Consider the following 26,695-nt stretch of genomic DNA (forward strand, 5'->3'; position numbering starts at 1 on the left):
AATTTATTCCAAGAATAATAATACCGTTAAGTTATTAGCAGAACCAATATAGAGTTATAAAAAGTTCGGTTTATTCTTCACTTTCTTCTTTATAACCCATTGAAGATGCGTAATCACGCAATTTTTCTTTTAAGAGATTACGAGCCCGGTGCAAACGTGACCGTACAGTTCCTATTGGAATATCCAAAATTTTGGCCATTTCCTCATAGGTGAATCCTTCGATGTCACACAGTATAATAACTGTCCGGAAATCAACTGGCAATGAATTTAGCGCGGTTGCCACTTCATCACCAATTAAGTCAGAAACAGATTCAGCACGAAGATCAACGGTATGTTCAGATTCAGCATCTTCGGAGTTATAGGTCGTCTCAACGTCCTGATAATCTACTTTAGCCGGTTCTTTACTTTTCTTCCGATAATCGTTGATGAAGCTGTTCTTCAGTATCCGAAACAGCCATGCTTTGGCGTTAGTTCCTTGCTCAAAGGACGAAATAAACCGGAATGCCTTCAAATACGTATCCTGCACCAAGTCGTTGGCGTCGTCCTCATCGGTCGTCAGGCGAAAGGCAAAGTTGTACATGGAGTCGATGTGGGGCATAAACTCCTTATTGAAAACCTGATATTTTTGCTCGTCCGTGTACCGGCGAGCGGGTGTATCAGCCGAGGGCTGTTCAACGGGATCTCCGTCTGGTAGCAATTGGTCTGGTCCATCCGGCATTCCGTGGTCCGGCGCTCCGGTGCGGTCCTGGTCGTCGCGAGTTGGCGTATCTGACATAACTTCGGGTATAGTCGCCATAAAAGTAAGAGTAAATTGCCGTTTACCGTCGGCAGAACCCAACGAATTCAATAAATTGGAAAACCAATTCGCTAAGGCTTGTGTGAGGTTGACTGCAAAAATCAATCCTTTGTTCAAAAAAAAGGTTTAAAATCAGGCTACTATGACGATTTGGCAGTGAACGTTTATACAGATACCAACGTTAAAGCCGGTCAATCGCACCTAATAGGTAAGCAATTGACCGGCTTTATCTACCTTAAACGCTTCTTTAAACCGGTATAGCTTTAAAATATCGCTTCAGCCAGGAATCTGCAGCCCGAATGCGCCACTCTGACAAAAGCTCGGCTTTCGTTTTGACCAATGTATTGAATATGGGTGTATCGGGTGTCAGTACACCCTCGGCAACGGCAGCTCTGAGTGCAGTTAAAACAAATGTTTGTACAGAGCCACCCGGTGCCCGTACAGCTACGGAACGGTCGAAAAAGTCGGCGGCTATCTGTCGTCCAATTTCCTGCACGGTGCGCACCGAAGCATCAATCGAACAACCGCTTGGCAGGGTATAGCCTTCATCTACACCAACGATCACAAAACGATTCTCGACCACTTGCGCCGACGCCAGCAATGGCTGGCCATGAGCTGCCCATTGGCCTAAAGCCGATTGCAAAGACTCGTCAATCGTCTTCACCTCCTCATCTGATAAAGGGCGGTCTGCCTGATATACCCAAACCCGAGCCGTGTCAGGCAATTTGTCAAAGTCAATATACATAGAAAAATTTATGTATGATTTGTAAAAATATAGCTTATATCCTATGCCATACATTTCTTTCACAACCCTTGCCCTTGGGCGATGAGTTCCGAAATATCATAGACTCGGACAGAGTCTTCCTTGTTTTTATTTTTAACGCCATCAGACATCATGGTCATACAGAAGGGACAGGCGACAGCAATTGTATCGGCACCCGTGCTAAGCGCTTCTTCTACCCGTTCCACGTTCACGTCTTTCTTACCAGGCTCTGGCTCTTTGAAATATTGCCCGCCACCAGCACCACAACAGAGCCCGTTGGCCCGTACGCGCTTCATCTCGACCAGGTCAGCATCCAGAGCGGCCAGCACGTCACGAGGTGCTTCGTACACTTTATTGGCCCGGCCCAGGTAGCAGGAATCATGAAACGTGATGCGACGACCTTTGAACGACTCTCCGTCCTTAACCCGAACGCGCCCTTCGTTGATAAGCCCCTGCAAAAACTGCGAGTGGTGGATCACTTCATAGTTACCGCCCAACTCAGGATATTCATTTTTGAGCGTATTAAAACAGTGCGGACAGGCCGTAACGATTTTCTTAACGTTATACCCGTTTAGTACCTGAATGTTGGCCATTGCCTGCATCTGGAACAGAAACTCGTTTCCTGCCCGACGAGCCGGATCACCTGTACAGCCCTCCTCCGGTCCCAGCACGGCGAACTTAATGCCAACATGGTTCAGGATGCGAACAAAGGCAATGGTGACGCGTTTGTAACGATCATCGAACGAGCCCGCACAGCCGACCCAAAACAGAATTTCTGGTTCTTCACCTGAGGCCGTCATATCGGCCATGGTTGGTACTTTATAATTTCTTTCCGTTGTAGACATTATTGATATGTTTTCAGTATTCGGTTTATGGTTGATTGACGCGAGCAACCGTAAACCGAATACTATAATCTGTTAGTCATTCACCTGATCAGCCCAGTTGAACCGGTCACTTGGTGAGAATTTCCAGGGAGCCATGTTGTTTTCAATATTACTGAACATCGCATTCCAGGAAGCTGGCGCTTCAGATTCTTCCATGACCCGATACCGGCGCAATTGAAGAATAATATCCAGCGGATTGATATTAACCGGGCAGGCCATTACGCAGGCCTGACAGGTCGTACAGGCATTCAATTCTTCGGCGGTAATGTAATCGTTCAGCAGTGATTTATCATCCCGGTAATCATTCCCATTTGCTTTCCAACCCCGCTGAATTTCTTCCATCCGATCCCGCGTATCCATCATGATTTTGCGGGGCGATAATTTTTTGCCGGTAATATTAGCCGGACAGGCCGCTGTACAACGCCCGCATTCCGTGCAGCTGTAGGCATTCATCAGGTTTATCCATTTCAGATCCTGTACGTCCTTAGCCCCAAACCGACCAATTTCAGCCGGTTGCTGTCCATTATCATTCGGTTGCGAACCGTCGGCCTCTGTAGTAACGGGCAAGCCAAGGGCAAGCTGTACTTCTTTGGTAATTTCGGGCATGTTCTGCATTTCTCCTTTCGGCTGGAGATCTGAGAAATAGACGTTCGGAAAGCCCAAGGCAATATGCAGGTGCTTGGAATAAGTCACGTAAATGGCAAAGGCCAGAATGCCTAAGATATGGAACCACCAGGCGATGCGTTCGTAGGCCATCAAAGCCGTATCGCTGAAGTTTGTGAAAAGTGGTTTCAGGTATTGGCTGATGATGAAATCAGGCACAATGCCCTTTAATTCGCCATAATGTCCAATACCACGATCCCGAAGTACACTGTCCGATGCGTTCCAGGTCAGGAAGGCAATCATCAGTAGAATTTCAGCCGTTAGAATAATAGCGGCATCAACTTGTGGCCAGCGAGCCATTTCGCGATGTCGCTCGGGTTGAAACCGGGCTACTTTTGCCACAAATCGACGGCATAAAAAGACAACACAAACCACTAGTACGCCAAAAGCCAGTACCTCAAATATATCAATCAAAACTGGATAGACGGGGGTGATGTAGGGCGCAAACAGGCGGTGCGTGCCTAGAACTCCGTCTAAGATGATTTCCAGTATCTCAAGATTGATGATAATAAACCCAGCATAGATGACAAAGTGCATAACACCAACCAATGGGTTGGTAAACATTTTCTTTTGGCCAAACGCTACCAGTAACATCGTTTTTAACCGTTCATCGGCGTGGTCGAAGCGGTTTTCGGGTCGACCAAGGTTAATGGCACGTGAAATAAGCCGAACCCGCTGGGTAATGTACCAGGCGACAGCGGCTAAAGCTGCGACAAACAAAACTTGCTGAAAAATTTCCATTCGTATAAAGGGGATTACGGACCCTGATAATCAACAGATTGATACAGCCGCCATAACTTTATTAAAAATATTTTAGTAAAAGTGTTGCAAAAAGGTGCGGAACGCCTACTTTTGCACCCACGTTTCAGGGTGATGTAGCTCAGTTGGTAGAGCAAAGGACTGAAAATCCTTGTGTCGGCGGTTCGATTCCGTCCATCACCACCACCCTAACGCAAGCCTTCTCATCCGAGAGGGCTTTTTTTATGGACCAGGTTGGCAAAAGCGTATGTCTTTCCATCATCTACTCCGTTTAATTAGCAACAGTATGCATGCATACTATTTCACTGACAGCAAATATACTGTTTTCGTTATAGCTAACAAGGGGTTCGAATGGTTGTTTTGGGATTTAGCCCAGCTATAGCCGCATCCTTACAGTATTGGCGGTATTTGGATGAACCGGCTTATTGTATGAACAAAGGCTCTATTTTTGAACGGCATCCATCTCGATACCGATTGCTCGCATAAGCTGACTGGCGTTGAAACTCTTACAAATGCCGTCACGAAGTTTATAATCAAATACCAACTCTCCATTATTGAGATCCGATTGGAAGTGGTAGTTACGGACAAAACCATCGGCATCAGTAAGCTGCCCTAATTCAAGATCATGCGTGGAGACAAAGCCCGAAGCCGTTGTGCGATGCAATTGGCGAATGAGAGCTTCTGCTCCGCGGTGCCGATCCGCCGAATTAGTGCCTTTAAGAATTTCATCCAAAAAATAAAGCACAGGTAAACTCTTTACAGCAGAAGAGACATTTGGTTGATTAGAGCCTGTCAATCCAATGAGTGTCTGCAAGCGTTTCAGCTCGGCGTAGAACGACGATGTACTTTCTTCGAGTGAGTCCTGCGTGCGCATGCTCGTAAACACCTGCACGGGCGAGCACCTGAACCGCTCGGCTCTGACAACGGCGCCCGCAAGTGACAGCACAACATTCGTACCCACCGTGCGCAAAAATGTGCTTTTCCCCGACATATTAGAGCCCGTAATCAATATCGTTTTCCCAGAGTCACGTAACACGAGCGAATTGGCAACGCTATTATTTTGGGCCAAGAGCGGGTGTGCGGCCGACGTCATTTCCAGCACAAACTGATTATCGACAATGTCGGGGGTGGTATAGGATGGATGTGCGTAGGCAAAACCCGCTAGACTGTTTAGGGCTTCCAACTCACCCAATGCCTCGAACCAGTAGCGAAGGGAGGGTCCGTAGGTTTGCCGCCAGCGTTCGAGCCGAAGCAAATAGTGAATATCCCAAAGCGATGCTACGCCAAAAAGGAGAAAAAAATAAGGATTTCGCCGGTAATTTAATCCTTCGGTGAGATGACCTAGCTGACCAATCGCTTCAGACGCTGATTTTTTCTCAGTCATCAGAGCCTGCCGGATCGCCCGCAGCCGAACCGACTCACCGTTGAATTGTTCGGCCTGACTAAACAAAGCCCGGTACGCCTTTAAGGCTGTCGACATTTCAACTGTCTGCTCGCTCACCTCCTGCGCCCGCGCTGACGTTTGACTTAGCACTAAACCGTGTGCCGCCAAGGCTAATAACACGGCCACCCCCGGAACGGATCCGATTAGCCAGGCAATAAATAAACCTAGCGTAATGGCAGGAAAGATAAACCTGATAGCTGCCAGATAACCGGGTATGGGCGCGACTTCGGCCGTAATCCACTTAATGAGCGCGTCAGGCGATTGGCTAATCGTTGATTCAACATATGCCAGCGCTTCAAACTCCTGACGCCAGTCGATTTTCGGATTTAACTCCGCTGCGGCCTCCTGGCGAAGTCGGATGGAATCGGACCCCGACGGCGTTTTGAGCCACGTAGCGAGCCGTTTCTGGCCGCCGTAGGTATGTGTCCGGTTAAGAAGCCGGAAAAGGGAGTGTTTGCCAAAGACATCCAGATCACCCGCGTAGTAATGTGTAGGGCTTGTGAATTGCTCGCCGGTTTCAGTACGTATGTACTGGCGTTTGAGCCGCCCCAATTCATCCTGATTAATGAAGGCTATCTGATGATTCAGGTCGCGCTCGTACCGAATACGCTGATGCCATTTTAATAAAACAAGAAAGCCAATCAAACCCACCAGCAAGGTACCGACGGCCGCCAACTGCTGATCGAGCCGGATAAGCAGCCAAACCGCAACAATGCTTCCAACAAACCAGACAAGCCGCCAGAATGCCAATTGATTATATTTGCGTTGGGCAGTCTGTTCTTTCTGACTGAATTGTTGTTGACGTTCGAGAAAAGTAGTTTCTGGGAGCATTCGGTCATGCGGGTAGAAGCCGCAACTAATGGATAAAAATCGTAGGTGACATCAACCATATGTTACATGTCTATCCTGCGATAGCAAACTGTCCGGATCACGAACTACAGGGTTACTTGTTACAGTCCTGACATACGCCCTGAATGAGCAGGTTCATTTCCTTTCGATTATACCCCTCCGGCAACGCAATGGATGGAATGCTGACTTTGTCTAGGCAGGTCGTTTGCCCGCAGGTTTCGCATTTAAAGTGCACATGGTCGTGATGGTGATGACCGGCGGAACAATTGTCGCGGCATAAAGCGTACTTTGTTCCTCCTTCGTCATCCAGAACCTTGTGTAGTAACCCTTTATCCAGAAACGTGCGTAGTGTTCTGTAGATCGTTACCCGGTCATGATCGGGCCCAAGACCATTTTCAACATCATTATGCGCCAGCGCGTGGCCCGCGTTCAGAAACAAATCGAGGACCTCCTCCCGGCCATTGGTATGACGGAGGTTGAAGTTTTTCAGCGTTTTAGAGGCAGGCGTCATAATCGTTTTAGTTTACTGTACTTGGTTTACGGTAGCTGGCGCGTCAACTACCGTAAACCAAGTGCCGAATACTTTGAGCTTTTATTCTATAGTCTCAAACTGCAATTTAACCAGATTCGCATAGATACCGTCTTCCTGGGTTGCCAGTTCGTCGTGTGTACCCGATTCGGCAATTTGCCCTTCGCGCATGACGTAAATCATATCTACTTTGCGGATCGTGGCCAGCCGGTGTGCAATAATAATCGTTGTCCGGTTTTGCATCAGCACGTCCAGCGCTTCCTGTACTAATCGCTCGGATTCGGCATCAAGCGAACTCGTTGCTTCGTCTAAAATTAAAATGGCAGGATCTTTCAGAATGGCACGGGCAATGGCAATGCGCTGCCGCTGACCACCCGACAGTTTAACGCCCCGCTCGCCAACAACGGTCTGCAGGCCCTCGGGAAAGGAGTCGATGAACTGAAGAGCATTGGCTTTCCGGGCCGCTTCGCGCACTTCGGCTTCCGAGGCACCGGGTTTACCGTACTGGATATTCTCCAGAATAGTGCCGCCAAAAAGCATCACTTCCTGAGGTACGACGGCAATATTCTTTCTTAACTCCGTTACGTTGAAGCTCGACAAGTCACGATCGTCAACCGTAATTTGACCACCACCAATCGGGTAATAGCGCATCAGCAGTTGCACAATGGTCGACTTCCCGGCACCACTCTGGCCAACTAGGGCAATCTTACGCCCAGCGGCTACATCAAGCGAAATACCTTTCAGCACCGGCACATCCGGGCGGGACGGATACGAGAACCGGACATCGTTGAACTGAACACGCCCATGCACCGGGACAAACAATGGTGTTTCTTCCTCAGCATTTACTTCGGATGGTTCTTCAAGAATCTCCAGAATCCGCTCCGATGAGCCAATTGTTCTTTGTAGCTGAGCGTACAAATCGCCCATACCCGCTACCGAGCCACCGATAAAGGTCGTATAAACGATAAAGGTCAACAAATCAGCAAAGGGCATTTCGTTGGAAATCACCAGCGAACCACCATACCATACTACACCAATGATACCGCCAAAGAGGGCGAAAATGACGAATGAGACAAATATACCCCGAAAACGGGCCGCGTGTAAGGCCGTATTGACAACAAGCTGTAAAGCATTGCCATAGCGGTTAATTTCCAGTTTTTCGTTGGTAAATGCCTTGACCACATTGACTGACTGGAGGGTTTCTTCAACAATGATGTTGGCCTGCGCCAGCAAATCCTGCGCTTTCTTCGACAGCTTCCGAATAAACCGGCCAAAAAACATGGCCGCTACGATGATAACCGGAAAGGTCGCCAGCATGAACAGCGTCAATTTCCAGGAAACGTAAAAAATAATGGCCGTACCAATCGTCAGCGTACCCACTTGCCGGAATAATTCAGCCACGGTTAGCGTCAGTACATCCTGCAATTGCGAAATATCGGCGGAGATCCGGCTTGTCAATTCGCCCACGCGCCGTTGCTCGAAAAAGGGAATTGGCAACGTGATGATTTTACTATAAGCCGCCCGCCGTACATCGGCCATAGCCCGTTCGCTCACCTGCGAGAAAAAATAAATTCGAAAGAAGGAGAAAAGCGCCTGAGCGATGAGCACCCCCACAAAAAACAACGTAACCTGATTTAAGGTGTAAGCCGATTTCCCCTGAATCACACTGGTGATCTGCCCGATTAGCAACCCAAAACTCATGGTTGTGCCCGTCGATAGGATCAAAAACACAAACCCAATGATGTATTGAACCCGATAGGGTTTAACAAACCGAAAGATGCTGATCGCTTTTTTAAGACCGTCGCGACTGAATTTCTTCTTATCTTCTTCGCTGGCCTCTTCGCCAAAATTTCCTGCTCTTTTTGCCATTAGTTTATCGCTAGATAGACGCAAAGGATTGCGTCTCTATTCTTTTTGTCCTTTATAACCTGATTGCTCAAAAATCATACGAGCATCGGCATTGTGCATTAACTCTGAAATACCCACGCTACTATGTTCATCGTGGTACCGTCCAACAATTCGCCAGCCCACCCAGCGCCCGATAGCACCCGGACAGGCCTGACCGATTTCGGCTGTAAAAGGCCGCTCGTTCAAATATCGCTGTTTTATGGCAGGACTCGTTTGATACAATAATTGATTATCAATAAAATGCGCCCAAACAACGTCTTGTGCATTAAACGTTTGGGTAAGTTGCTTGTCTGAATAACCGATAACCAAACTGTCGGCAACGTCGGGCAGCATGGTTTTCGTAAATACATAACCTTTGCCGTAATAAACCATGTCGGCCAGCATGGTCTGGTCGGCCCGATTCGCGGCATTGTATTTGTCGGAGATTGCGAAAATAATAGCCGGAACGATGTATTCTTTCTGGTAACGACGCAGGATGTACTGCGGAAACTCCTGCCCCGGTGGGCGATACTTAGCGTTGGGACCAGCAAAATAATCGATGCCGATAACGATCAGGCTATCAGTAACCACTAAATCGGGGCCCAGAAAACCCGTCACCAGCGTGGCTATTTTAGGTGCCTTAAAATCGGGAAAGTTTTTTTTGATCGTTGTAAAGGCTTCGGCCAGTTGATTTTTCAGGTCAGCCATATCACCAAACTCGGCCTGAATTTGGTTATTAAATTCATTAAGAGCTGGGTTATTGACCCGGTTGGTCAAATCTCGGACAAGTGCCGTATCATTTCCGGCTCCGTTCGCGTTAAAATACAATTGAGATACCGCTTGATTCCGGTTCAGTAAAGCCCGAACGCTGTCGGCTAATTTACCTGGGAAAAGCTGTCGATCAAGCCGGATTAGACTAACATCTTCGTTTTTAGTACACGAAGACATCAGGAAGAAACAAAAAAGGCCTACAATGGCCAACCGTATTTGCATGAAAATCACGTGTTTTCAATATAGAAAACGTGCAAAATTATGAAAAAAGTTGCAGGGTTTGGTTTGATTTTAGCCATGTTGGCTGCTGGCAGTGGTTGGGCGCAGTCCACATCACCCGCACTCTACCAGATGCGAACGAAGGAATCGAGCGTTACCGAAAAACGATTCCGTAAAATATTAGGGGATAATTATGACGGTCAGGACAAAAACCGTCGTGACTACGACGATGATCGCAAGCGTCGGCGCCGGAAGCAACAGACGACTCAAAACCAGACCGACAACAATGGGTATGGCTCTGGTCCCGATTACGCCTGGCCTAGTCACCTCATCGAGATGGGAATTCGGTTTGCTCCCTCGCTTGATCTTAACACGGCTGAAGGAACAGGCACCTATCGGGGGTTCAGCAACAACGGCGCAGGCGTTCGAATGAGCGTTGGGCCAACGCTCGATTATTTTTTCTTTAAGGATCGCTATGCATTCAGCACTGGGCTTTGGTATACCATCAAGCGGTCGGGCTTTCAGATGCCTGGCTCTTTTGGCCAGACCGTCTGGAATCCGGGCGCTCCCGAAAAGGAGTCTGTCTACAATTTGCAATACCTGCAAATTCCGGCAACCGTAAAACTATTTGCCAACAATATTGGCCCTAACATGCGGCTGTACGTTCAGACGGGGGGCCTGATCAGTATTAAGCTGGCAGAACGAGCGCTGGAGCCCTCACGCAACGGCCTCTACATGGCAGAGAGTGGCGGCACCCGCCGACAATACGGCTTCGGAGACATTGAACTGTTGCTCGGTGCGGGTGTACAATACAGAATCAACCAGAACAATGCGTTTAACGTTGGCATGAGTTACCAGCGCGGATTGATCAATGTAGCGCGGGCCAGTGAGTTGACGTCTAAAAACAGAGTTGTGTCGCTTGATCTGGGATTCAAGTTTTAGTTTTTAAGTCTGGGCCAATCTCTGGATTAGCCCAGACTTTTTCATATCCTCATGTCAATTCCCTTCTCCCGTAAATACCCTTTCAGGTCGGGTATATCAATTTCCTTGAAGTGAAAGATACTGGCAGCCAGCCCGGCATCGGCTTTCCCGGTAGTGAACACATCTGCAAAATGGTCCATCGTACCGGCGCCACCGGATGCAATAACCGGAATATTGGCGCTTCCTGAAATCTGCGCCGTTAGCTCAAGGGCAAATCCGGCTTTGGTTCCATCGGTATCCATCGAGGTTAGCAGGATTTCACCGGCTCCTCTGTTTTCCACTTCCTTCGCCCAGGCAATCGTGCGGAGTTCGGTTGGCTTGCGGCCACCATGCGTGTGAACGATGTGTTCCCCATTTACATACCGTGTATCAATAGCTACCACCACGCACTGGCTTCCGAATTCCAAAGCCAGTTCATTGATCAAATCGGGATTGCGAACGGCCGACGAGTTAATCGAAATCTTGTCGGCACCCGCGTTGAGTAAGGCCGATACATCGGCCACGGAAGAAATTCCCCCGCCAACCGTGAAGGGTATATTGATCGTGTGCGCTACATTACGAACGAGTTCAATAAGCGTTTTCCGCTCATCGACGGTGGCTGTAATATCCAGGAAAACCAGTTCATCGGCACCTTGTTCGGCATAAACAGCGGCTAAGGCAACCGGATCGCCCGCATCGCGAAGGTTGACGAAGTTGGTGCCCTTCACGGTGCGGCCGTCTTTAATATCAAGGCAGGGAATGATTCGTTTCGTGAGCATTAGTAGGCAGTAAAGGCTTTGATTGACAGTACATTTTCGGGATTCTCAACTGGCTGAAAGCCAAACTGCTTGTAGAGACCGTGGGCGTCAAATGTAACCAGCATCATCCGGCGAAGGCCCTGCAAGGCGGGGTATGCCATGATAAAAGCCACCAGTTGTTTTGATAAGCCTTTGCCCCGATGGTCGGGCAAAATAAAGACATCGGCCAGATAGCCAAAGGTCGCCAGATCGGTGATGACGCGGGCGAATCCTACTTGACTGGCTCCCTGATAAACGCCAAAACACAGGGAGTTATCAATGGACCGTTTAACAATCTCGACCGGGATATTTTTACACCAATAAGCCTCCTGACTCAGAAATTGGTGAATAACCTCAAGGTCAAGCTTTTTCTTATCGGTACTGATGGTGTATTCCTGAATCATGATTAGCAACGATTAATAAAAAGCAGAACTTAACTCATCCAGAATAGAAACTACTTTTTGTAATCCAACAATGTCTGGCCTTTGTCTCAAATATTCTTTCGGATTGTGATACTCATACATTCGATAACTATCAGCACTGAAAATGTCAAAGTGGTAGCTCTCGCCATCTCCGATCCAAAATGAAGGCTTCTTTCTTTTGGCATGTACACTAATGCTTCCATCAGCATCAATTACGTTCCAGGTAGAATCTTTTTGAGGCTTAGGATGCAGTTCTTCTTCAACAGTCGACTGATAGGACGAAGTCAATATATCCTTCTCTACCAAGTGGTTCCATAATTCCTGCAGAGAGCGAGTTGTTGAGCTTGTTTGCTTCGCCCGTATAAACTCATTTTTATTAAAATGAATTGTATATCTTGATAAGCTGACCTTTTCCCCTTTCTTAACTAACCTGTAAAGCACATGAGCTTCTCCATAGCATAATTGACACTTTTCCCAGACACGTATTTCGTACTCACCCTCTTTTAATCTGGGAGTTTTTAAACCCATTTTTTCAGTAAGATTCGGGAAGTACACTTTTGGATCAGGATTTGTACTTCCTATTGAGCCGTTTGAAATGGCTAGACAGACGAACAGAAACACGCCATAGTATCCCATAGACAACTGCCTTTAACTAGTCGTAAAACGACTTAACTCCTTCAACGTCACGCGCCCCTCATAAATCGCTTTGCCAACAATGACGCCAAAGACGTTCATATCGGCCAGGGTTTCAATATCGGCCATGTTGCTGACGCCCCCACTGGCAATGATGTTCAGGTTGGGAAACTGATCCTGCATGTTCCGGTACAGATCGAACGAAGGCCCCTGCAATAAACCATCTTTCGCTACATCGGTACTGATGACATAGTTGATTCCTTTTTCAACCCAGTTCTGCAGGAAATCATAGATCCAAACGTCGGTGCCCTCTTCCCAGCCACTGACAGCGATTTTCTCATTTTTTGCATCGGCCCCCAGTATGAGCTTCTCCGAACCAAGTCGCGAGAGCCAACGCTCCATCTGGTCAGGAGCTTTGACGGCAATGCTTCCCCCCGTTACTTGTTTAGCTCCACATTCAAACACGACCCGTAAATCTTCATCGGATTGCACACCTCCGCCAAAATCAACATGCAGGTTGGTTTTGGACGTAATCAATTCCAGGACTTTCCAGTTTATGACCCGTTTTTCCTTTGCCCCGTCAAGGTCAACCAGGTGCAGGCGGGTTAGCCCAGCATCTTCAAACTGCTGGGCTACTTCCAGCGGACGAGCGTTGTATTCTTTTTTCTGATTATAATCACCCTGGGTGAGCCGAACGGCTTTACCATCAATCAGGTCAATAGCGGGAATGATATGCATGAGTAACGCGGACATCTTGTCCGCCGATTATGAATGACATACGGCTGGGATGCTGAAACGCCAGCGCGACCGAATTACAATTTCAAAAAATTCTCCAGAATACGCTGTCCGACGTTTCCACTAATCTCGGCATGAAACTGCGCTGCGTAGAAATTATCGCGGTGCAACATGGCACTAAACGGCCGGACGTAATCGCAGACAGCCGTTGTTTCAGGGCAAATATCAGCGGCAAAACTGTGAACAAAATAAACGTAGGCATTGTCGGGCAATCCCTGTGTTAGTGGCCCTTGCAGGCTATGTATATTGTTCCAGCCAGTATGTGGCACTTTGAAACCTGGCTCATTCGGAAACCGCCGGACGCCAATATCGAAGATTCCCATACAGTTCGTGTCATTCTCTTCCGAGTGGCGGCACATAAGCTGCATACCCACACAGGTTCCCAATACCGGCTGTTTCAGCGATGGGATCAGTTGATCGAGGCCCCGTTCGCGCAGGTAGGCCATAGCGGTGCTGGCTTCGCCTACGCCGGGAAAAATAACCTTATCGGCCGAGCGGATTTCCGCTTCATCGTCCGTCAGCAGATAACTGGCGCCCAACCGCTCCAGAGCATACATAACCGACTGAACGTTGCCTGCGTTGTATTTGATAATGACCGTTTTCATATAAAGAAAGCCCGGCTCCTTGCAGAACCGGGCTTTGTATCGTGTGTTAATCAGGCGTATCTCACCGAATTTACAAACAAGCGCATCTCGTTCTGCTGCGTTACCGCTCAGAATGGTGATGCCAATATTTTGTTGCCTGTAGAATCATGAAGCAAAGGTAATGCCCAGACGTTTAAATCAAAACAAACTGCCCTGCACTACTTTCGGTTAGCAAAAAAGGAATCAATCTATTCGGCGTATTCTTATTTTTTGCACTGTTACAGTCGTAAAACAACCGACCAATTCGGTAAGCCTTTCGGACAGAAGTTTGACCAAAACCTCGCGCATAGTCTCTGTTTCTTTAAAGTGATAGCGCAGTAAAAGAACACTAATTGCTTTTACATTATGCGCAAATACCTACTCACCAAAATCTTTATCCTCTGTCAGAATTATCCGGGGTGGATTACGTGATGACTCTATTACGGTTTCATCACGGATGCCTCGATTAGACTCATACACAGAGTATACCTCAATGCCTAACTCACGAATCGATACGATAAGACTATGATCAATGTTTTCGTCAGCGATTATCAAGCTGCTTTCAGCATAATTACCTCTTCATTAGCCATAACGTCAGACGCGTACATTAGTGCAGCCAATATATCTGCTTCCTGCAAGTGCGGATACATGGCTAACAAATCAGCAATTACAGCACCTTCCGACAGTTTACGCAGAATTAATTCCACTGTAATACGAGTACCTTTAATGACAGGTTTACCCAGCATAATCTGGTAGTCGGAAACAAGTCTATCTTTATAGTTCATAGAACGCAATATAATTTAAAACAAACTGCCCTGCACTACTTTTGGTTGCAACACTGGCTCGGGTAGGTTTAACCCGCAGTGTTTGTTCAATTCGCGTGTCCAATACAGAATCAGCTCGGGAGCCGTGTCGTTGTCACCACCGCCGTGAACAAACAAATACGCTTTCTGCAGTCCTTTATCAAACCAGGTTTTCAACCGTTGTACCCAGGCATCGGCACGGGTATAATCTGTCGGGTGACTTTCATTGGCAATAAACCGCAGGGTCAGAACGGGGCTGCTCAGCCCCATGTGCAATACATCCCGCCGACCGGCCACATCAGTAATCACCACATGCCTATGCAGACCATACAGTCGCTCAAGGGTTTGCTGCCAGACTTGCGCTTTGCTGAACCAGTCCGGGTGGCGAAACTCCACCGCTACATCCAGTTCGTCGGGCAGGCTTCTGAGGTAGGCTTCGAGCACCGGCCATTTGTCCGGCCCAAAGGTGGGTGGCAGTTGGAGAAACGTCATACCCAGAAATTCTTCCAGACTCAGTACCGCATTGACAAACTCTTCGGTCAGGCCCTCTGCTGCAATTAAATGGCGTTCATGGCTGATGGCCTGCGGAAATTTAGGGCAGTAGGTAAACCCCTCCGTTGCTTCGGCCTTCCATTTTTCAATCATGCCCATTGTTGGAATCTGGTAATGCGTCAGGTTCAGTTCAATGGTATTGAATTGCCGGGTGTAGTAATGCAGGAAATCCTTTTCCCTGGCATGAGATGGGTACACTTTCCCGACATAATCTTTGTTAGCCCAGATAGGGCCACCGATAAAAACGGCGGGCTTAAGGCGGTCGCTAACGGGTAGCGGTTCAACAGCCGCCCATATCCGGCCATTGAAGGCCGCTCCGGGCGGTAGATTGAAATTAACCGTATCGAGATTATGTATTTTTCCGAATTCCATGTTTGCCTATTCATGAAGTGTTCTTATAAAACTGGCAAAGACCTGCTTTCGTTTTTTCGCCCTACCCAATTTAGTTAATTTTGCTTTTTATCTCTAGTCTTCGCTATCGGTTTCTACTGCATCAACCGTCCTGGTAGTAACGGAAGACCGGATTTCAACTGATTTATGGAAATTTCAAAAACATACGCCCCCCAGGAGATTGAAGCCACATGGTATCAATATTGGCTTGATAATCAATTTTTTAAATCTACGCCGGATGAGCGCGAGCCTTATACCGTTGTTATACCACCCCCAAACGTGACGGGTGTGTTGCACATGGGCCACATGCTCAACAACACCATCCAGGACGTATTGGTCCGGAAGGCGCGTATGGAGGGTAAGAATGCCTGTTGGGTACCCGGAACGGATCATGCCAGCATTGCGACCGAAGCGAAAGTAGTGGCCATGCTTAAGGAACGGGGTATCAATAAGAAAGATTTGACCCGCGAAGAGTTCCTGGAATATGCCTGGGAATGGACACATAAATACGGGGGCATTATTCTGTCGCAGCTCCGCAAACTGGGTGCTTCCTGCGATTGGGACCGTACCCGCTTCACGATGGAGCCCCCTTTGTACGACTCCGTTATCGACGTATTTGTTGACCTCTACGAAAAGGGTCAGATTTATCGGGGCGTTCGGATGGTTAACTGGGACCCACAGGGTCGCACGGCGGTATCTGACGAGGAAGTTATCACCAAGGAGATTCAGCAAAAGCTGGTGTACATTCGGTATGACATAGCTGGTAGCAACGGGCAGGAATTTATTACCATTGCTACCGTTCGGCCGGAGACGATCATGGCTGATGCAGCTATTGCCGTGAACCCGAATGACGAACGCTTTACGCGCCTGCATGGCCGCAAAGCCATTATTCCACTTATTAATCGGGAAATTCCCATTATTACCGATGAGTATGTCACCATGGATTTCGGAACGGGGGGCTTGAAAGTAACGCCCGCTCACGACCCGAATGACTATGCGCTCGGTATAACGCACAACCTGCCCGTGCTGGATATTCTCAGCGACGATGGTACGCTGAATGAGAAAGCCCAGATTTTGGTTGGCATGGATCGCTTTGCCGCCCGCAAAGCAATTATTAAACTGCTGGAAGAGTCTGGTAATCTGGAGAAAACAGAAGATTACAAATCCAACGTCGGGACGTCCGAGCGGACGGGGGCCGTTATTGAGCCGAAACTCTCGTTGCAGTGGTTTCTGAAAATGGACGAGCTGTCGAAGCCTGCGCTCAAAAACGTTATGGACGACACCATCCAGTTGGTTCCGCCCAAGTTCAAAAACATGTACCGCTCCTGGATGGAGAATGTACACGACTGGTGTATTAGCCGTCAACTATGGTGGGGCCAGCGGATACCGGCTTTTTACATGCAGGATGGGACGGTGATTGTGGCCAAGAATAAGCACGAAGCTTTGGAAAAAGTGCAGCATGAGAAACTGCTGTTTGCCATGACTGAGGCCGATCTGACGCAGGACGAAGATGTGTTGGATACCTGGTTCTCGTCGTGGTTGTGGCCCATATCCGTTTTTGACGGTTTAAAAGACCCTAACAACGCGGATATTAATTATTACTACCCAACCAACGATCTCGTTACAGCGCCCGAAATCCTGTTTTTCTGGGTGGCTCGTATGATCATTGCCGGGTATGAATACCGGGGCGAAGCACCCTTCAAGAATGTTTACCTGACGGGTATTGTCCGCGATAAGCTCGGCCGGAAAATGTCGAAATCATTAGGCAACTCACCCGATCCGCTCGACCTCATCGACCAGTACGGAGCTGATGGTGTGCGTACCGGTATGCTGTTCAGTTCGGCAGCGGGTAACGACCTGATGTTCGACGAAAAGCTAGTCGAACAAGGCCGGAATTTCAGCAATAAAATCTGGAACGCTTTCCGACTAGTGAAGGGCTGGAAGGTAGAGACGCAATCCTTTGCGTCTTCTACGCGTCAGCAGTTAAATCCGTCCGATCAGGAGACGCGACCCTTCGCGTCTCTACCTATTCAATGGTTCGAATCGAAACTGAACGCCACGCTGCTTCAGATTGAGGATGATTTCAGCAAATTCCGTATTTCAGATGCGTTACAGGCGGTTTATAAGCTTATCTGGGATGATTTCTGTTCGCAGTATCTCGAACTTATCAAGCCTCCATTTGACTCCGAAACGGGCACGCCCCAACCCATAGACCAGGAGACGTACGAGGCTACTATCGATTTCTTTGAGCGGCTTATGCGGCTGGCGCATCCATTCATGCCCTTCATTACTGAAGAAATCTGGCAGGACATTCGCGAACGGCAGGACGGCGATAGCATTTGTATCGCCCCATTTCCAAAAGCGGGGACGGTCGATGAGCCATTATTAACGAGCTTTGAAACGCTGTTTGACGTCATCTCCAATGTTCGGAATATTCGTAACGCCAAGCAAATTTCGCCTAAAACCGAACTTCCGCTGGCCATCAAAACGGCTTCGTCTAACCGGTTTGAAAAACTCGAAGCGCTGATACAAAAAATGGCCAATGTTTCGTCGATTAGTTATGTCAACGAGAAGTCGGACGGTGAATCGCAGGCCGCTCCTGCCGATCAACTGGCGCTTTCCTTCCTGATCAAAGGCGACGAGTTCTTTGTCAACATCGCCGGAGAAATTGACGTTGAACAGGAGATTGCCAGCACTCGTAAAGAACTGGACTATATTATCGGCTTCCGCGAATCGACGCTGAAAAAACTATCGAACGAGAAATTCGTTGCTAATGCTAAACCTGATCTTGTGGAGCGGGAGCGCCAGAAACTCGCCGATGCTGATGCTAAAATCCAAGCATTAGAGCAACGATTACGGGACCTAGGCATATAAGTTTATATAGCTTAGCTAGTTGAGGGCCTGCTTTTTTTCGCCAGTTCGTAACATTTATTGATAATTTTAAAGCGAATAATACAATTATTTGACTAAGTAATTGTATTATTGCTTTCTACCAAACGATTTCTTTCATTGATGAACAAGTGCATATTTCTAGACCGCGACGGAGTGTTGAACGAAGACCGAACGGACTATGTGTATCGAGTCGAGGATTTTATCATCCCCGATGGTGTACCCGAAGCACTTCGTTTATTAAAAGACGCGGGTTATTTGTTGATTGTGATTACCAATCAGGCGGGTATTGCCAAGGGCTTGTATACCCGTGATGATGTAATGACCTGCTATAATTACTTGCAGGATCAATGTGGCCAGCTTATCGACGATATCTATTACTGTCCTCACCATCCCAAATACGACAGCGAATCACTTACCCGGAAGCCAGGTTCGTTACTGCTCGAAAAAGCGATCGCTAAATATAACATTGAACCGGATGTATCCTGGATGATCGGCGATGCGATGCGTGATATGCAGGCGGGCAGGCGCGTAGGTGTGCGAACGGTTCGTATTGCTCACGAACCAGAGCCCTCAGCCGAGTACGACGGCTGTGCAACCAGTTTACTGGAAGCATCCCGATTTGTCCTGGAATACGCCTAGAATAAAAACACCTCCCGATCTTTTGATAGACGGGAGGTGTTTTTTTGCCTAAAATTTTTCGTTTACGCCCGAACCTGGCTTGGCGCAGGTTTCTGTACACTTCCGTAGGCAGGGCAATTAGCCTTGCGCGAACACGAGCCGAGCGATAACGTCGCCAGTACAGCACCAAAAATCAGTAATTTTTTCATGAATAAATAGTTCCGTTTTTTGCCCTAACCTTCAGATTGATAAACGAATATAGTGCCAAAAACTGTACGATGTATCATTTTTTTGTCAGGCTGCCGCGTCTGTTAATTATCGAGGCTAAGCTGGCAAAGAGTACTGTCTAGTTCTCCTCTTTCATCAACTCAGCTTCTTCTTCACGCTCTTCGGCGGCTTCGGTTGCTTCGAGTTCCGTCATGCCAGGCTCAGCTCCACCATAACCCAAGATTTTGAGCATAACCTCACTGTTTTGTTCTGGTGCAAATAGCCGGGTTCGCAGATTTCCCTCTTCATCTTTATCAACGATAACGTGTTGGGGAGCCGGAATAAGACAATGCTGAATACCACCATAACCACCTAATGATTCCTGATAGGCGCCGGTATGGAAAAGCCCGATATACTGGTCTTCCGTATCCTGATCAAAAATGGGCAGGTATAAGTCGGCGCTGTGGGCTTCTGTATTATAAAAATCATGCGAATCGCACGTCAGGCCGCCCAGGTTAACCTTTTGATAAGGGTTGTCCCAGTTGTTCACTGACAGCATGATGTATTTCTGTCCTAAGCCCCAGGAATCAGGTAGCTGCGTAATGAACGAACCGTCGATCATGTACCACAACTCTTTGTCGTTCTGCAGCTTCTGATCAATCACTTTGTAAATGACCGCTCCGCTCTCGCCAACCGTGTAGGAACCAAACTCCGTGAAAATATGCGGAACAGGTACATTGTTCTTGTTGCAAATCCACTGAATACTCTCCACGATCTGATCAATCATGGCCTGGTAATCGTACGTGAACTGGAACGACGTTTGAATCGGCATGCCACCTCCAATATCAATCGAGTCGAGATCGGGGCACATCTTCCGTAATTCGCAATATTTATACATGAAGCGGCTCAGTTCACTCCAGTAATAGGCACTGTCTTTAATCCCCGTATTAATGAAGAAGTGCAGCATTTTGAGCTTGAACTTTTCATTGGGCTGGATTTTATTTCGGTATAATTCATTTACATCACTATACCGAATGCCTAATCGCGAAGTATAGAACGCAAAGTTCGGTTCTTCGTCCGTAGCGATACGGATACCAAAGTTCACTGTATCGGCCGTCACCGAGTTCTCATAGGCTTCAATTTCCTTCAGGTTATCAAGAACCGGAATGCAGTTGGTGAAGCCTTCGTTGAGAAGTTCGCTAATGTATTGCGTGTAAAGCGGGCGCTTGTAGCCGTTACAAATAATGTATGTACTCTTGTTGATCTTACCCGACTTATATAACTCTCTCAGGATTTGAATATCATAAGCCGAAGAGGTTTCGAGGTGCACGTTATTCTTAAGAACTTCGTCGAGCACAAACCGAAAATGAGATGACTTGGTACAATAGCAATAGGTGTAATTGCCTTTGTAATTATACCGTTTCATCGCATTCTTAAACAACAGCTTAGCGTGTTCAATGTGCTCCGTAATCTTTGGCAAATAGGTCAGTTTCAAGGGCGTACCGTACTCCTTGACAATGTCCATCAGCGGAACATTATTGAACATCAGTTCATTGTTCTCGACATTGAACTCCCGCGTAGGGAATTCAAACGTCTGGTCAATCAGGTCATAATATGTCTTCATCCCTACGTTTAGAGGATAAAATGGGGTTTTCCTACTGCGGCACAGCCCGTTGGTACGGTACTGGCCGTTGCGGTTTTGGTTTGATAAAACAGCTGCGAAATTGACCCCGAAAATCGGGCTTTCCAAAGAAAGGACATGCGCATGATAGTCAACGAAAAAGTAGGGGGTTTGATTCGGAAATAACAGAAAATTAATAGTGTAGGTACTTACTTTCTCCCACAACGGATTGTCTTCTTTCCTCAAACCAAAAAGAACGTCTACTTTTGTTACTCGACACTGATTGATTTTACCGAATGTCTCAGGTTATTCATTTTATTTCCATTGGCGGCAGCGCTATGCATAATCTCGCTCTGGCGCTGCAACAACAAGGCTGCACCATCACTGGCTCTGATGATGAAATCTACGAACCATCACGAAGCCGTTTACAACAACATGGTTTGCTACCATCCGAAACAGGTTGGTTTCCTGATAAAATAACGGCCCAATTAGACGCTGTCATTGTGGGTATGCACGCCCGTAAGGACAATCCTGAGCTTGTTAAAGCAATGGAGCTAGGCTTACCCATTTATTCATATCCTGAGTTCATGTACCAGCAGAGCCGGCAGAAACAACGGGTTGTGATTGCCGGGAGCCATGGCAAAACGACGATAACGGCCTTAATTTTGCATGTGCTGAAATACCACAAGCGGAAATTCGATTATCTGGTTGGGGAACAGATCGAAGGCTTTGAGACAATGGCTCAATTAACGCCCGATGCACCAATTATTATTCTAGAAGGAGATGAATACCCTTCTTCACCCATCGACGCCCGGCCGAAGTTTTTGCATTATCAGCCGCACATTGCGCTCATTAGTGGTATTGCGTGGGATCATGTCAATATTTACCCGACCTGGGATGAGTATGTCGATGCGTTTGAATTGCTGGCCGAAGCCATGCCTAAAGCAGGAATTCTAATCTTCGATGAGTCAGATGACATGCTGGATGTCATTGGCCAAAAGGAACGCACAGACATTACCAAAATCCCTTATTTGCCGCATCCTGCTACCATTGTTAATGGGCAAACTGTTTTGTTGACCAAGAAGGGTTCGAAAGTACCTGTACAGATTTTTGGCCAGCATAATCTGAAAAACATTGCCGGGGCCATGACCCTGTGCGACCGCATCGGAATTACGGAAGAACAATTTTACGAAGCTATTCCAACGTTTAAAAACGTAGCCCTGCGGCTGGAGAAGCTGGCCGAAAGCGATCAGCGAATCATCTACCGCGACTTTGCCCACTCACCCGCCAAGGTTGAAGCGACAACGGAGGCTGTCAAACACCAATATTCAGACAGGAAACTAATGGCCGTTGTCGAGCTCCATACATTCAGTAGTTTGAACAAAGCCTTTTTAGAGCAATATAAGGGCACTTTGGAAGCCGCGGATGCTGGGGTGGTCTACGTCGATAAAAAGGCGTTGGAAGGTAATCCAGACGCAATAACGGCTAATGAGGTACTTCTGGGTTTTGATAAGCCTGGCTTAAGCGTATTGACTACTCCTGATGAATTGCAGTCTTTTCTTACGAAACACCACAATTCGGCTGACGTTCTTCTGCTTATGAGTTCCGGTGACTTTGGCGGCTTAAACCTCAAAGCGCTTGTGAATTAAGTTGAGTAAGAAGAATTCTATTCTGAATTATAACTAGGCGAAGGCCTGTATTACCTATGCATAGCATTGTTGTTTACTGCGCGTCGAGCCTCGGCGTTAATCCAATATATAATGAGGTAGCCGCTGAACTTGGCGAAAAAATGGCGGCCAACAATATTCGGCTAATTTATGGCGGGGGTGGCTTTGGCCTGATGGGCAATGTCGCCAACGCCGTACTGAAAAATGGGGGTGAGGTGACAGGCGTAATCCCTAACTTCCTCGCTGACCTGGAAGTTGCTCACCAAACGCTTACTGAATTACACTTTGTTGAGACCATGCACGAGCGGAAGTTCAAGATGGTACAGTTGGCCAAAGGTGTTATTGCCTTACCCGGCGGCTATGGCACCCTGGATGAGCTTTTTGAAATTCTGGCCTGGCGACAACTCAAGCTGTATGATGGTCCCGTCGCTATTGTTAACACAAATGGCTTTTACGATCTCATGCTTCAACAACTCGACCGGATGGTTGCCGACGGCTTTCTAAAAGCTGAGAACCGCTCTATACTGCTCGTGGCAGACACTGTCGACGACGTTTTGAAACAGATAAGTGAGTTCTGGGATAACGTTTAATGCTCAGAACTCACCTCTCTTTTTATTTTTTGGCTGACGAGAATGAATACGGAAAGTTAGCTGCATCGGTACCGCGCCGGGTATTGGCCTTGTCTACCATCTGAAAGTCCAATCGAGCACCCTGCATCAATTCCTTATGACTTACCCAGTTTGGGTTATACGGTTTGCCGTTTAAGCTAAGTGCTTTGACATACCGGTTTTGTGCACTATTCGCTGGTGCGTTTATGGTTAGTGTTTTTCCATTTTCCAGCTTCACCGTTATTTTCCTAAACAACGGCGCACCCAACACATACTGATCTGTAGCGGGGCAAACGGGGTAAAAACCCATGGCCGAGAACACGTACCAAGCCGACGTTTGGCCATTATCTTCATCGCCACAATAGCCATCGGGTGTGGGCTGATAAAGTCGGTTCATTACCTCACGCAGCCAATACTGCGTTTTCCATGGTTGACCTGCATAATTATACAGGTAGATCATGTGCTGAATCGGCTGATTGCCGTGGGCGTAGTTACCCATATTCATGATTTGCATCTCGCGAATTTCATGAATAACAAACCCGTAATACGAATCATCAAAAACGGGAGGCACGACAAAAACTGAATCCAGCATTTTTACAAACTCCTTCTGTCCACCCATGAGGCCAACCAACCCCTGCACATCGTGAAAAACAGACCAGGTATAATGCCAGCTATTGCCTTCCGTAAAGGCATCACCCCATTTAAATGGGTTAAATAAAGCCTGAAACGTACCATTTTCGTTTTTCCCCCGCATGAGCTTGGTAGATGGATCAAATAGGTTCCGGTAATTCTGAGATCGTTTGGCGAACCGATCCAGCTCGTTCTGTGGCCGCTTCAGCTCTTTAGCCAACTGATAAATCGTGAAATCGTCATAGGCGTATTCCAGGGTCCGGGCGGCATTTTCGTTGATTTTGACATCGTAGGGTACATAACCTAATTTGTTATAGTAGTTCGCCCCTTTTCGGCCTACCGAACTAAGTGGCCCTTCAGTCTCGGTATTTTTTAAAATAGCTTCGTATAACGTATTTATGTCGTAACCACCCCGAACACCTTTTAAATACGCATCGGCAATGATTGATGCCGAATTCGACCCGATCATACAGTCCCGATGTCCCGGACTGGCCCATTCGGGTAGAAACCCACTTTCTTTATAAGCGTTCACCAGGCCCTCCATGATATGGCCGTTTAAGGTGGGTTGTGTTAAATTGAAGAGCGGAAAGACGGCCCGAAACGTATCCCAGAACCCATTATCTGTGAACATATACCCAGGTAAGACCTGGCCGTTATAAGGGCTGTAATGCACAATTTTTTTTGCAGCATCCAGTTCGTAGAATTTACGAGGGAAAAGCATTGTGCGGTAAAGACAGGAATAAAATGTCTTGAGTTGCTCATCTGTCCCTCCTTCGGCTGAGATTCTACTTAGCTCCTTGTTCCAAATAGCTTTGGCTTTCTCTTTGACTGTATCAAACGAATCTTTCCCAATCTCATCTAAATTCCGTTCAGCTTGCTCGGCGCTGATAAATGACGAAGCTACACGAGCGTATACCTGTTCACCTTTTTTGGTTTTAAAGCCAATTACAGCGCCAACATGATCCGCTTTTTGTTCAAGTCCATTTATTTCTAATTGCTTATCATGCCATACGGCTGTGTTGGCAAACGGCTTATCGAATTGAATGACGAAGTAATTCTTAAAGTTATCTGGCACACCCCCGCTGTTTTTGGTCGTATACCCAATAATTTTACTTTCACCAGGAAGAATCTTTACGTAAGATCCTTTATCCAGTGCGTCAATGACTACATACGCATCTTCGGTTTGCGGAAAGGTGAATCGTAAAGCAGCCGCACGCTCCGTCGGACTTATTTCTGTCGTTACGTCATGATCAGCCAAATAAACCTTGTAGTAATACGGTTTGGCAATTTCCGATTTATGCGAGAACCAGCTAGCCCGTTCATCTTCATTGAACCGCAGTTTACCAGTAATTGGCATGATAGCAAACTGGCCATAATCGTTGATCCACGGACTTGGTTGGTGCGTTTGCTTAAATCCGCGAAGTTTGTCAGCATCGTAGGTATACGCCCAACCGTCGCCCATTTTGCCGGTTTGTGGCATCCAGCAATTCATTCCCCAAGGCAAGGATATGGATGGATAGGTGTTTCCGGTGGATAAGCTGGGCTTGGAAGCTGTGCCCATCAACGGATTGATTAATTCAACAGGGTCAATTTGTGGAGAAACTGATTGGGAAAACGAGAAACTGAGGGCATATAAAAAGCATGCCAGTGTAAGCAGAAATGTACGCATTAAGTTGTTGGGATCTTAACCGTTGATCTATATAAAAACGAAGACCCAAAAGTACTTGATCTACTAATGCGCTAGCAATTGATACGATCAAATACCAACAATCTTAAACGCAAAAAGCCTGTCCTTGTGGGACAGGCTTTCGCTTGGTTTCAATAGGTGGCATCTTCCTACTCTCCCGCTTATGACAGCAGTACCATCGGCAGTACGGGGCTTAACGACTCTGTTCGAAATGGAAGAGGTGAACACCCGCCTAAACTACACCAACCTAATTGACTCTTTCGACTGTTACCAGTCAATATCGTATGTCTTTTTTCCTACAGAGAGAGACTTCAATGATAGCAAACTAACCTTCCTTACCTAACAATCAATAGCAATCGATTCTTGCAAAGCGAAACTTAAACACGCGTCCGGGGCCATTAGTACGGCTCAGCTAAAAGGCTCTCACCCCTGACACCTGCCGCCTATCCACGTCGTCGTCTCCAACACCCCTTTATACCGGAACACTCATCTTCAGGCCAGTTTCGCACTTAGATGCTTTCAGCGCTTATCTGATCCCCACGTAGCTACTCAGCCATACCACCGGCATGATAACTGATCCGCCAGCGGTGAGTCCATCCCGGTCCTCTCGTACTAAGGACAGATCCCGTCAGTATTCCCACGCCCACCACAGATAGGGACCGAACTGTCTCACGACGTTCTGAACCCAGCTCGCGTGCCACTTTAATCGGCGAACAGCCGAACCCTTGGAACCTTCTCCAGCCCCAGGATGTGACGAGCCGACATCGAGGTGCCAAACCTCCCCGTCGATGTGAGCTCTTGGGGGAGATCAGCCTGTTATCCCCGGCGTACCTTTTATCCTTTGAGCGATGGCCCTTCCATGCGGAACCACCGGATCACTATACCCGACTTTCGTCCCAGATCGGCTTGTGGGCCTCACTGTCAAGCTGGCTTCTGCTATTGCACTCCCCTACCGATTACCGTCCGGTATGAGCCAACCTTGGGAAACCTCCGTTACCCTTTCGGAGGTGACCACCCCAGTCAAACTACCCACCAAACAACGTCCCCCATCACAGGGTTAGAACGCCAGTAAGCCAAGGGCGGTATTTCAAGGTTGGATCCAGGATGCCTGGCGACACCCCTTCAACTCCTCCCGCCTATCCTACACATGACTGACCGGCATTCAATGTTAAGCTGTAGTAAAGGTGCACGGGGTCTTTCCGTCCCGTGGCGGGTAAGCGGCATCT

General features: G+C 47.6%; 24 protein-coding genes, 1 tRNA gene and 2 rRNA genes (1 of these 27 running past the window's edge). 6 read left to right on the forward strand and 21 right to left on the reverse strand.

Going from position 1 to position 26,695, the window contains the following annotated elements; translation table 11 throughout:
- Positions 1 to 70: 70 nt before the first annotated feature.
- The 4 genes from SD10_RS26880 to SD10_RS26900 form a co-directional block, all read right to left on the reverse strand.
- A complete protein-coding gene (locus SD10_RS26880) occupies positions 71 to 775 on the reverse strand; it encodes a sigma-70 family RNA polymerase sigma factor (RefSeq protein WP_046580207.1) in 705 nt (234 codons plus the stop codon).
- 268 nt (positions 776 to 1,043) lie between these two features.
- Positions 1,044 to 1,541 carry a hypothetical protein gene (locus SD10_RS26890; protein ID WP_046578345.1) on the reverse strand — a complete coding sequence of 166 codons (498 nt, stop codon included), beginning with the start codon at positions 1,539 to 1,541 and terminating at the stop codon, positions 1,044 to 1,046.
- 59 nt (positions 1,542 to 1,600) lie between these two features.
- Positions 1,601 to 2,404 (reverse strand): (Fe-S)-binding protein, encoded by an 804-nt coding sequence (locus SD10_RS26895; RefSeq protein WP_046578347.1) that lies wholly within the window; start codon positions 2,402 to 2,404, stop codon positions 1,601 to 1,603.
- 72 nt (positions 2,405 to 2,476) lie between these two features.
- A complete protein-coding gene (locus SD10_RS26900) occupies positions 2,477 to 3,847 on the reverse strand; it encodes a 4Fe-4S dicluster domain-containing protein (protein WP_046578348.1) in 1,371 nt (456 codons plus the stop codon).
- A 128-nt stretch (positions 3,848 to 3,975) separates the two neighbouring features.
- On the opposite strand from SD10_RS26900, the gene SD10_RS26905 reads away from it, so the two are divergent.
- Positions 3,976 to 4,051 (forward strand) — tRNA-Phe (locus SD10_RS26905).
- Between the two features lie 256 nt (positions 4,052 to 4,307).
- On the opposite strand, the gene SD10_RS26910 is transcribed toward SD10_RS26905, so the two are convergent.
- The 4 genes from SD10_RS26910 to SD10_RS26925 all read right to left on the reverse strand — a co-directional run bounded on the left by SD10_RS26910 (position 4,308) and on the right by SD10_RS26925 (position 9,567).
- Positions 4,308 to 6,140, reverse strand: a complete 1,833-nt coding sequence (locus tag SD10_RS26910) for a MutS-related protein (protein WP_046578350.1) — start codon at positions 6,138 to 6,140, stop codon at positions 4,308 to 4,310.
- Between the two features lie 112 nt (positions 6,141 to 6,252).
- Positions 6,253 to 6,669, reverse strand: coding sequence for a Fur family transcriptional regulator (locus tag SD10_RS26915; protein WP_046578352.1), 417 nt, complete (start codon positions 6,667 to 6,669; stop codon positions 6,253 to 6,255).
- Positions 6,670 to 6,750: 81 nt separating this feature from the next.
- Positions 6,751 to 8,556 carry an ABC transporter ATP-binding protein gene (locus SD10_RS26920; protein WP_046578353.1) on the reverse strand — a complete coding sequence of 602 codons (1,806 nt, stop codon included), beginning with the start codon at positions 8,554 to 8,556 and terminating at the stop codon, positions 6,751 to 6,753.
- A gap of 36 nt (positions 8,557 to 8,592) precedes the next feature.
- Positions 8,593 to 9,567 (reverse strand): gliding motility protein GldB-related protein, encoded by a 975-nt coding sequence (locus SD10_RS26925; RefSeq protein WP_046578355.1) that lies wholly within the window; start codon positions 9,565 to 9,567, stop codon positions 8,593 to 8,595.
- 39 nt (positions 9,568 to 9,606) lie between these two features.
- Here SD10_RS26925 and SD10_RS26930 point away from each other — a divergent pair, with 39 nt between their 5' ends.
- Positions 9,607 to 10,506, forward strand: a complete 900-nt coding sequence (locus SD10_RS26930; RefSeq protein ID WP_046578357.1) for a porin family protein — start codon at positions 9,607 to 9,609, stop codon at positions 10,504 to 10,506.
- 41 nt (positions 10,507 to 10,547) lie between these two features.
- Here the strand turns inward: SD10_RS26930 and hisF are convergent, their stop codons facing one another.
- From hisF to SD10_RS26965, 8 genes are all read right to left on the reverse strand, one after another.
- Entirely contained in the window at positions 10,548 to 11,303 is a 756-nt protein-coding gene (gene hisF, locus SD10_RS26935; RefSeq protein ID WP_046578359.1) for an imidazole glycerol phosphate synthase subunit HisF, read from the reverse strand.
- A complete protein-coding gene (locus tag SD10_RS26940; protein WP_046578361.1) occupies positions 11,303 to 11,725 on the reverse strand; it encodes a GNAT family N-acetyltransferase in 423 nt (140 codons plus the stop codon). The genes hisF and SD10_RS26940 overlap by 1 nt, the downstream gene beginning before the upstream one ends.
- Positions 11,726 to 11,737: 12 nt before the next feature.
- On the reverse strand, positions 11,738 to 12,379 hold the full coding sequence (locus SD10_RS26945; RefSeq protein WP_046578364.1) for a hypothetical protein: 642 nt from the start codon (positions 12,377 to 12,379) through the stop codon (positions 11,738 to 11,740).
- A 12-nt stretch (positions 12,380 to 12,391) separates the two neighbouring features.
- On the reverse strand, positions 12,392 to 13,114 hold the full coding sequence (hisA, locus tag SD10_RS26950) for a 1-(5-phosphoribosyl)-5-[(5-phosphoribosylamino)methylideneamino]imidazole-4-carboxamide isomerase (protein ID WP_046580210.1): 723 nt from the start codon (positions 13,112 to 13,114) through the stop codon (positions 12,392 to 12,394).
- 74 nt (positions 13,115 to 13,188) lie between these two features.
- Positions 13,189 to 13,776 carry an imidazole glycerol phosphate synthase subunit HisH gene (hisH, locus tag SD10_RS26955; protein ID WP_046578367.1) on the reverse strand — a complete coding sequence of 196 codons (588 nt, stop codon included), beginning with the start codon at positions 13,774 to 13,776 and terminating at the stop codon, positions 13,189 to 13,191.
- A gap of 396 nt (positions 13,777 to 14,172) precedes the next feature.
- Complete coding sequence (locus tag SD10_RS30575) at positions 14,173 to 14,349, reverse strand: DUF5615 family PIN-like protein (RefSeq protein WP_158500600.1); 177 nt, start codon at positions 14,347 to 14,349, stop codon at positions 14,173 to 14,175.
- Positions 14,346 to 14,579: a DUF433 domain-containing protein gene (locus tag SD10_RS26960; RefSeq protein WP_046578369.1), complete on the reverse strand. Its 234-nt coding sequence runs from the start codon at positions 14,577 to 14,579 to the stop codon at positions 14,346 to 14,348. Before SD10_RS26960 ends, SD10_RS30575 begins: the two co-directional genes overlap by 4 nt.
- A 15-nt stretch (positions 14,580 to 14,594) precedes the next feature.
- Positions 14,595 to 15,521 carry a DUF72 domain-containing protein gene (locus tag SD10_RS26965; RefSeq protein ID WP_046578372.1) on the reverse strand — a complete coding sequence of 309 codons (927 nt, stop codon included), beginning with the start codon at positions 15,519 to 15,521 and terminating at the stop codon, positions 14,595 to 14,597.
- Positions 15,522 to 15,686: 165 nt separating this feature from the next.
- On the opposite strand from SD10_RS26965, the gene SD10_RS26970 reads away from it, so the two are divergent.
- Positions 15,687 to 18,413 (forward strand): valine--tRNA ligase, encoded by a 2,727-nt coding sequence (locus SD10_RS26970; RefSeq protein WP_046578374.1) that lies wholly within the window; start codon positions 15,687 to 15,689, stop codon positions 18,411 to 18,413.
- A 138-nt stretch (positions 18,414 to 18,551) separates the two neighbouring features.
- Positions 18,552 to 19,070, forward strand: coding sequence for a D-glycero-alpha-D-manno-heptose-1,7-bisphosphate 7-phosphatase (locus SD10_RS26975; protein WP_046578377.1), 519 nt, complete (start codon positions 18,552 to 18,554; stop codon positions 19,068 to 19,070).
- A gap of 62 nt (positions 19,071 to 19,132) precedes the next feature.
- On the opposite strand, the gene SD10_RS30345 is transcribed toward SD10_RS26975, so the two are convergent.
- Both SD10_RS30345 and SD10_RS26980 read right to left on the reverse strand, forming a co-directional pair.
- Positions 19,133 to 19,258, reverse strand: a complete 126-nt coding sequence (locus SD10_RS30345) for a hypothetical protein (RefSeq protein WP_262507342.1) — start codon at positions 19,256 to 19,258, stop codon at positions 19,133 to 19,135.
- 137 nt (positions 19,259 to 19,395) lie between these two features.
- Entirely contained in the window at positions 19,396 to 20,880 is a 1,485-nt protein-coding gene (locus tag SD10_RS26980) for a type III PLP-dependent enzyme domain-containing protein (RefSeq protein WP_046578378.1), read from the reverse strand.
- Between the two features lie 293 nt (positions 20,881 to 21,173).
- Here SD10_RS26980 and SD10_RS26985 point away from each other — a divergent pair, with 293 nt between their 5' ends.
- Both SD10_RS26985 and SD10_RS26990 read left to right on the forward strand, forming a co-directional pair.
- Complete coding sequence (locus tag SD10_RS26985) at positions 21,174 to 22,526, forward strand: UDP-N-acetylmuramate--L-alanine ligase (protein ID WP_046578380.1); 1,353 nt, start codon at positions 21,174 to 21,176, stop codon at positions 22,524 to 22,526.
- A 56-nt stretch (positions 22,527 to 22,582) separates the two neighbouring features.
- Complete coding sequence (locus tag SD10_RS26990; RefSeq protein WP_046578383.1) at positions 22,583 to 23,134, forward strand: LOG family protein; 552 nt, start codon at positions 22,583 to 22,585, stop codon at positions 23,132 to 23,134.
- Positions 23,135 to 23,156: 22 nt separating this feature from the next.
- On the opposite strand, the gene SD10_RS26995 is transcribed toward SD10_RS26990, so the two are convergent.
- The 3 genes from SD10_RS26995 to SD10_RS27005 form a co-directional block, all read right to left on the reverse strand.
- Positions 23,157 to 25,451, reverse strand: a complete 2,295-nt coding sequence (locus SD10_RS26995) for a GH92 family glycosyl hydrolase (protein ID WP_046578384.1) — start codon at positions 25,449 to 25,451, stop codon at positions 23,157 to 23,159.
- Positions 25,452 to 25,605: 154 nt separating this feature from the next.
- Positions 25,606 to 25,716, reverse strand: a 5S ribosomal RNA gene (gene rrf / locus SD10_RS27000).
- A 130-nt stretch (positions 25,717 to 25,846) separates the two neighbouring features.
- Positions 25,847 to 26,695, reverse strand: a 23S ribosomal RNA gene (locus SD10_RS27005) (it continues 1,983 nt past the right edge of the window).

It is taken from the genome of Spirosoma radiotolerans, assembly GCF_000974425.1.
In the GTDB taxonomy this organism is placed as follows: domain Bacteria; phylum Bacteroidota; class Bacteroidia; order Cytophagales; family Spirosomataceae; genus Spirosoma; species Spirosoma radiotolerans.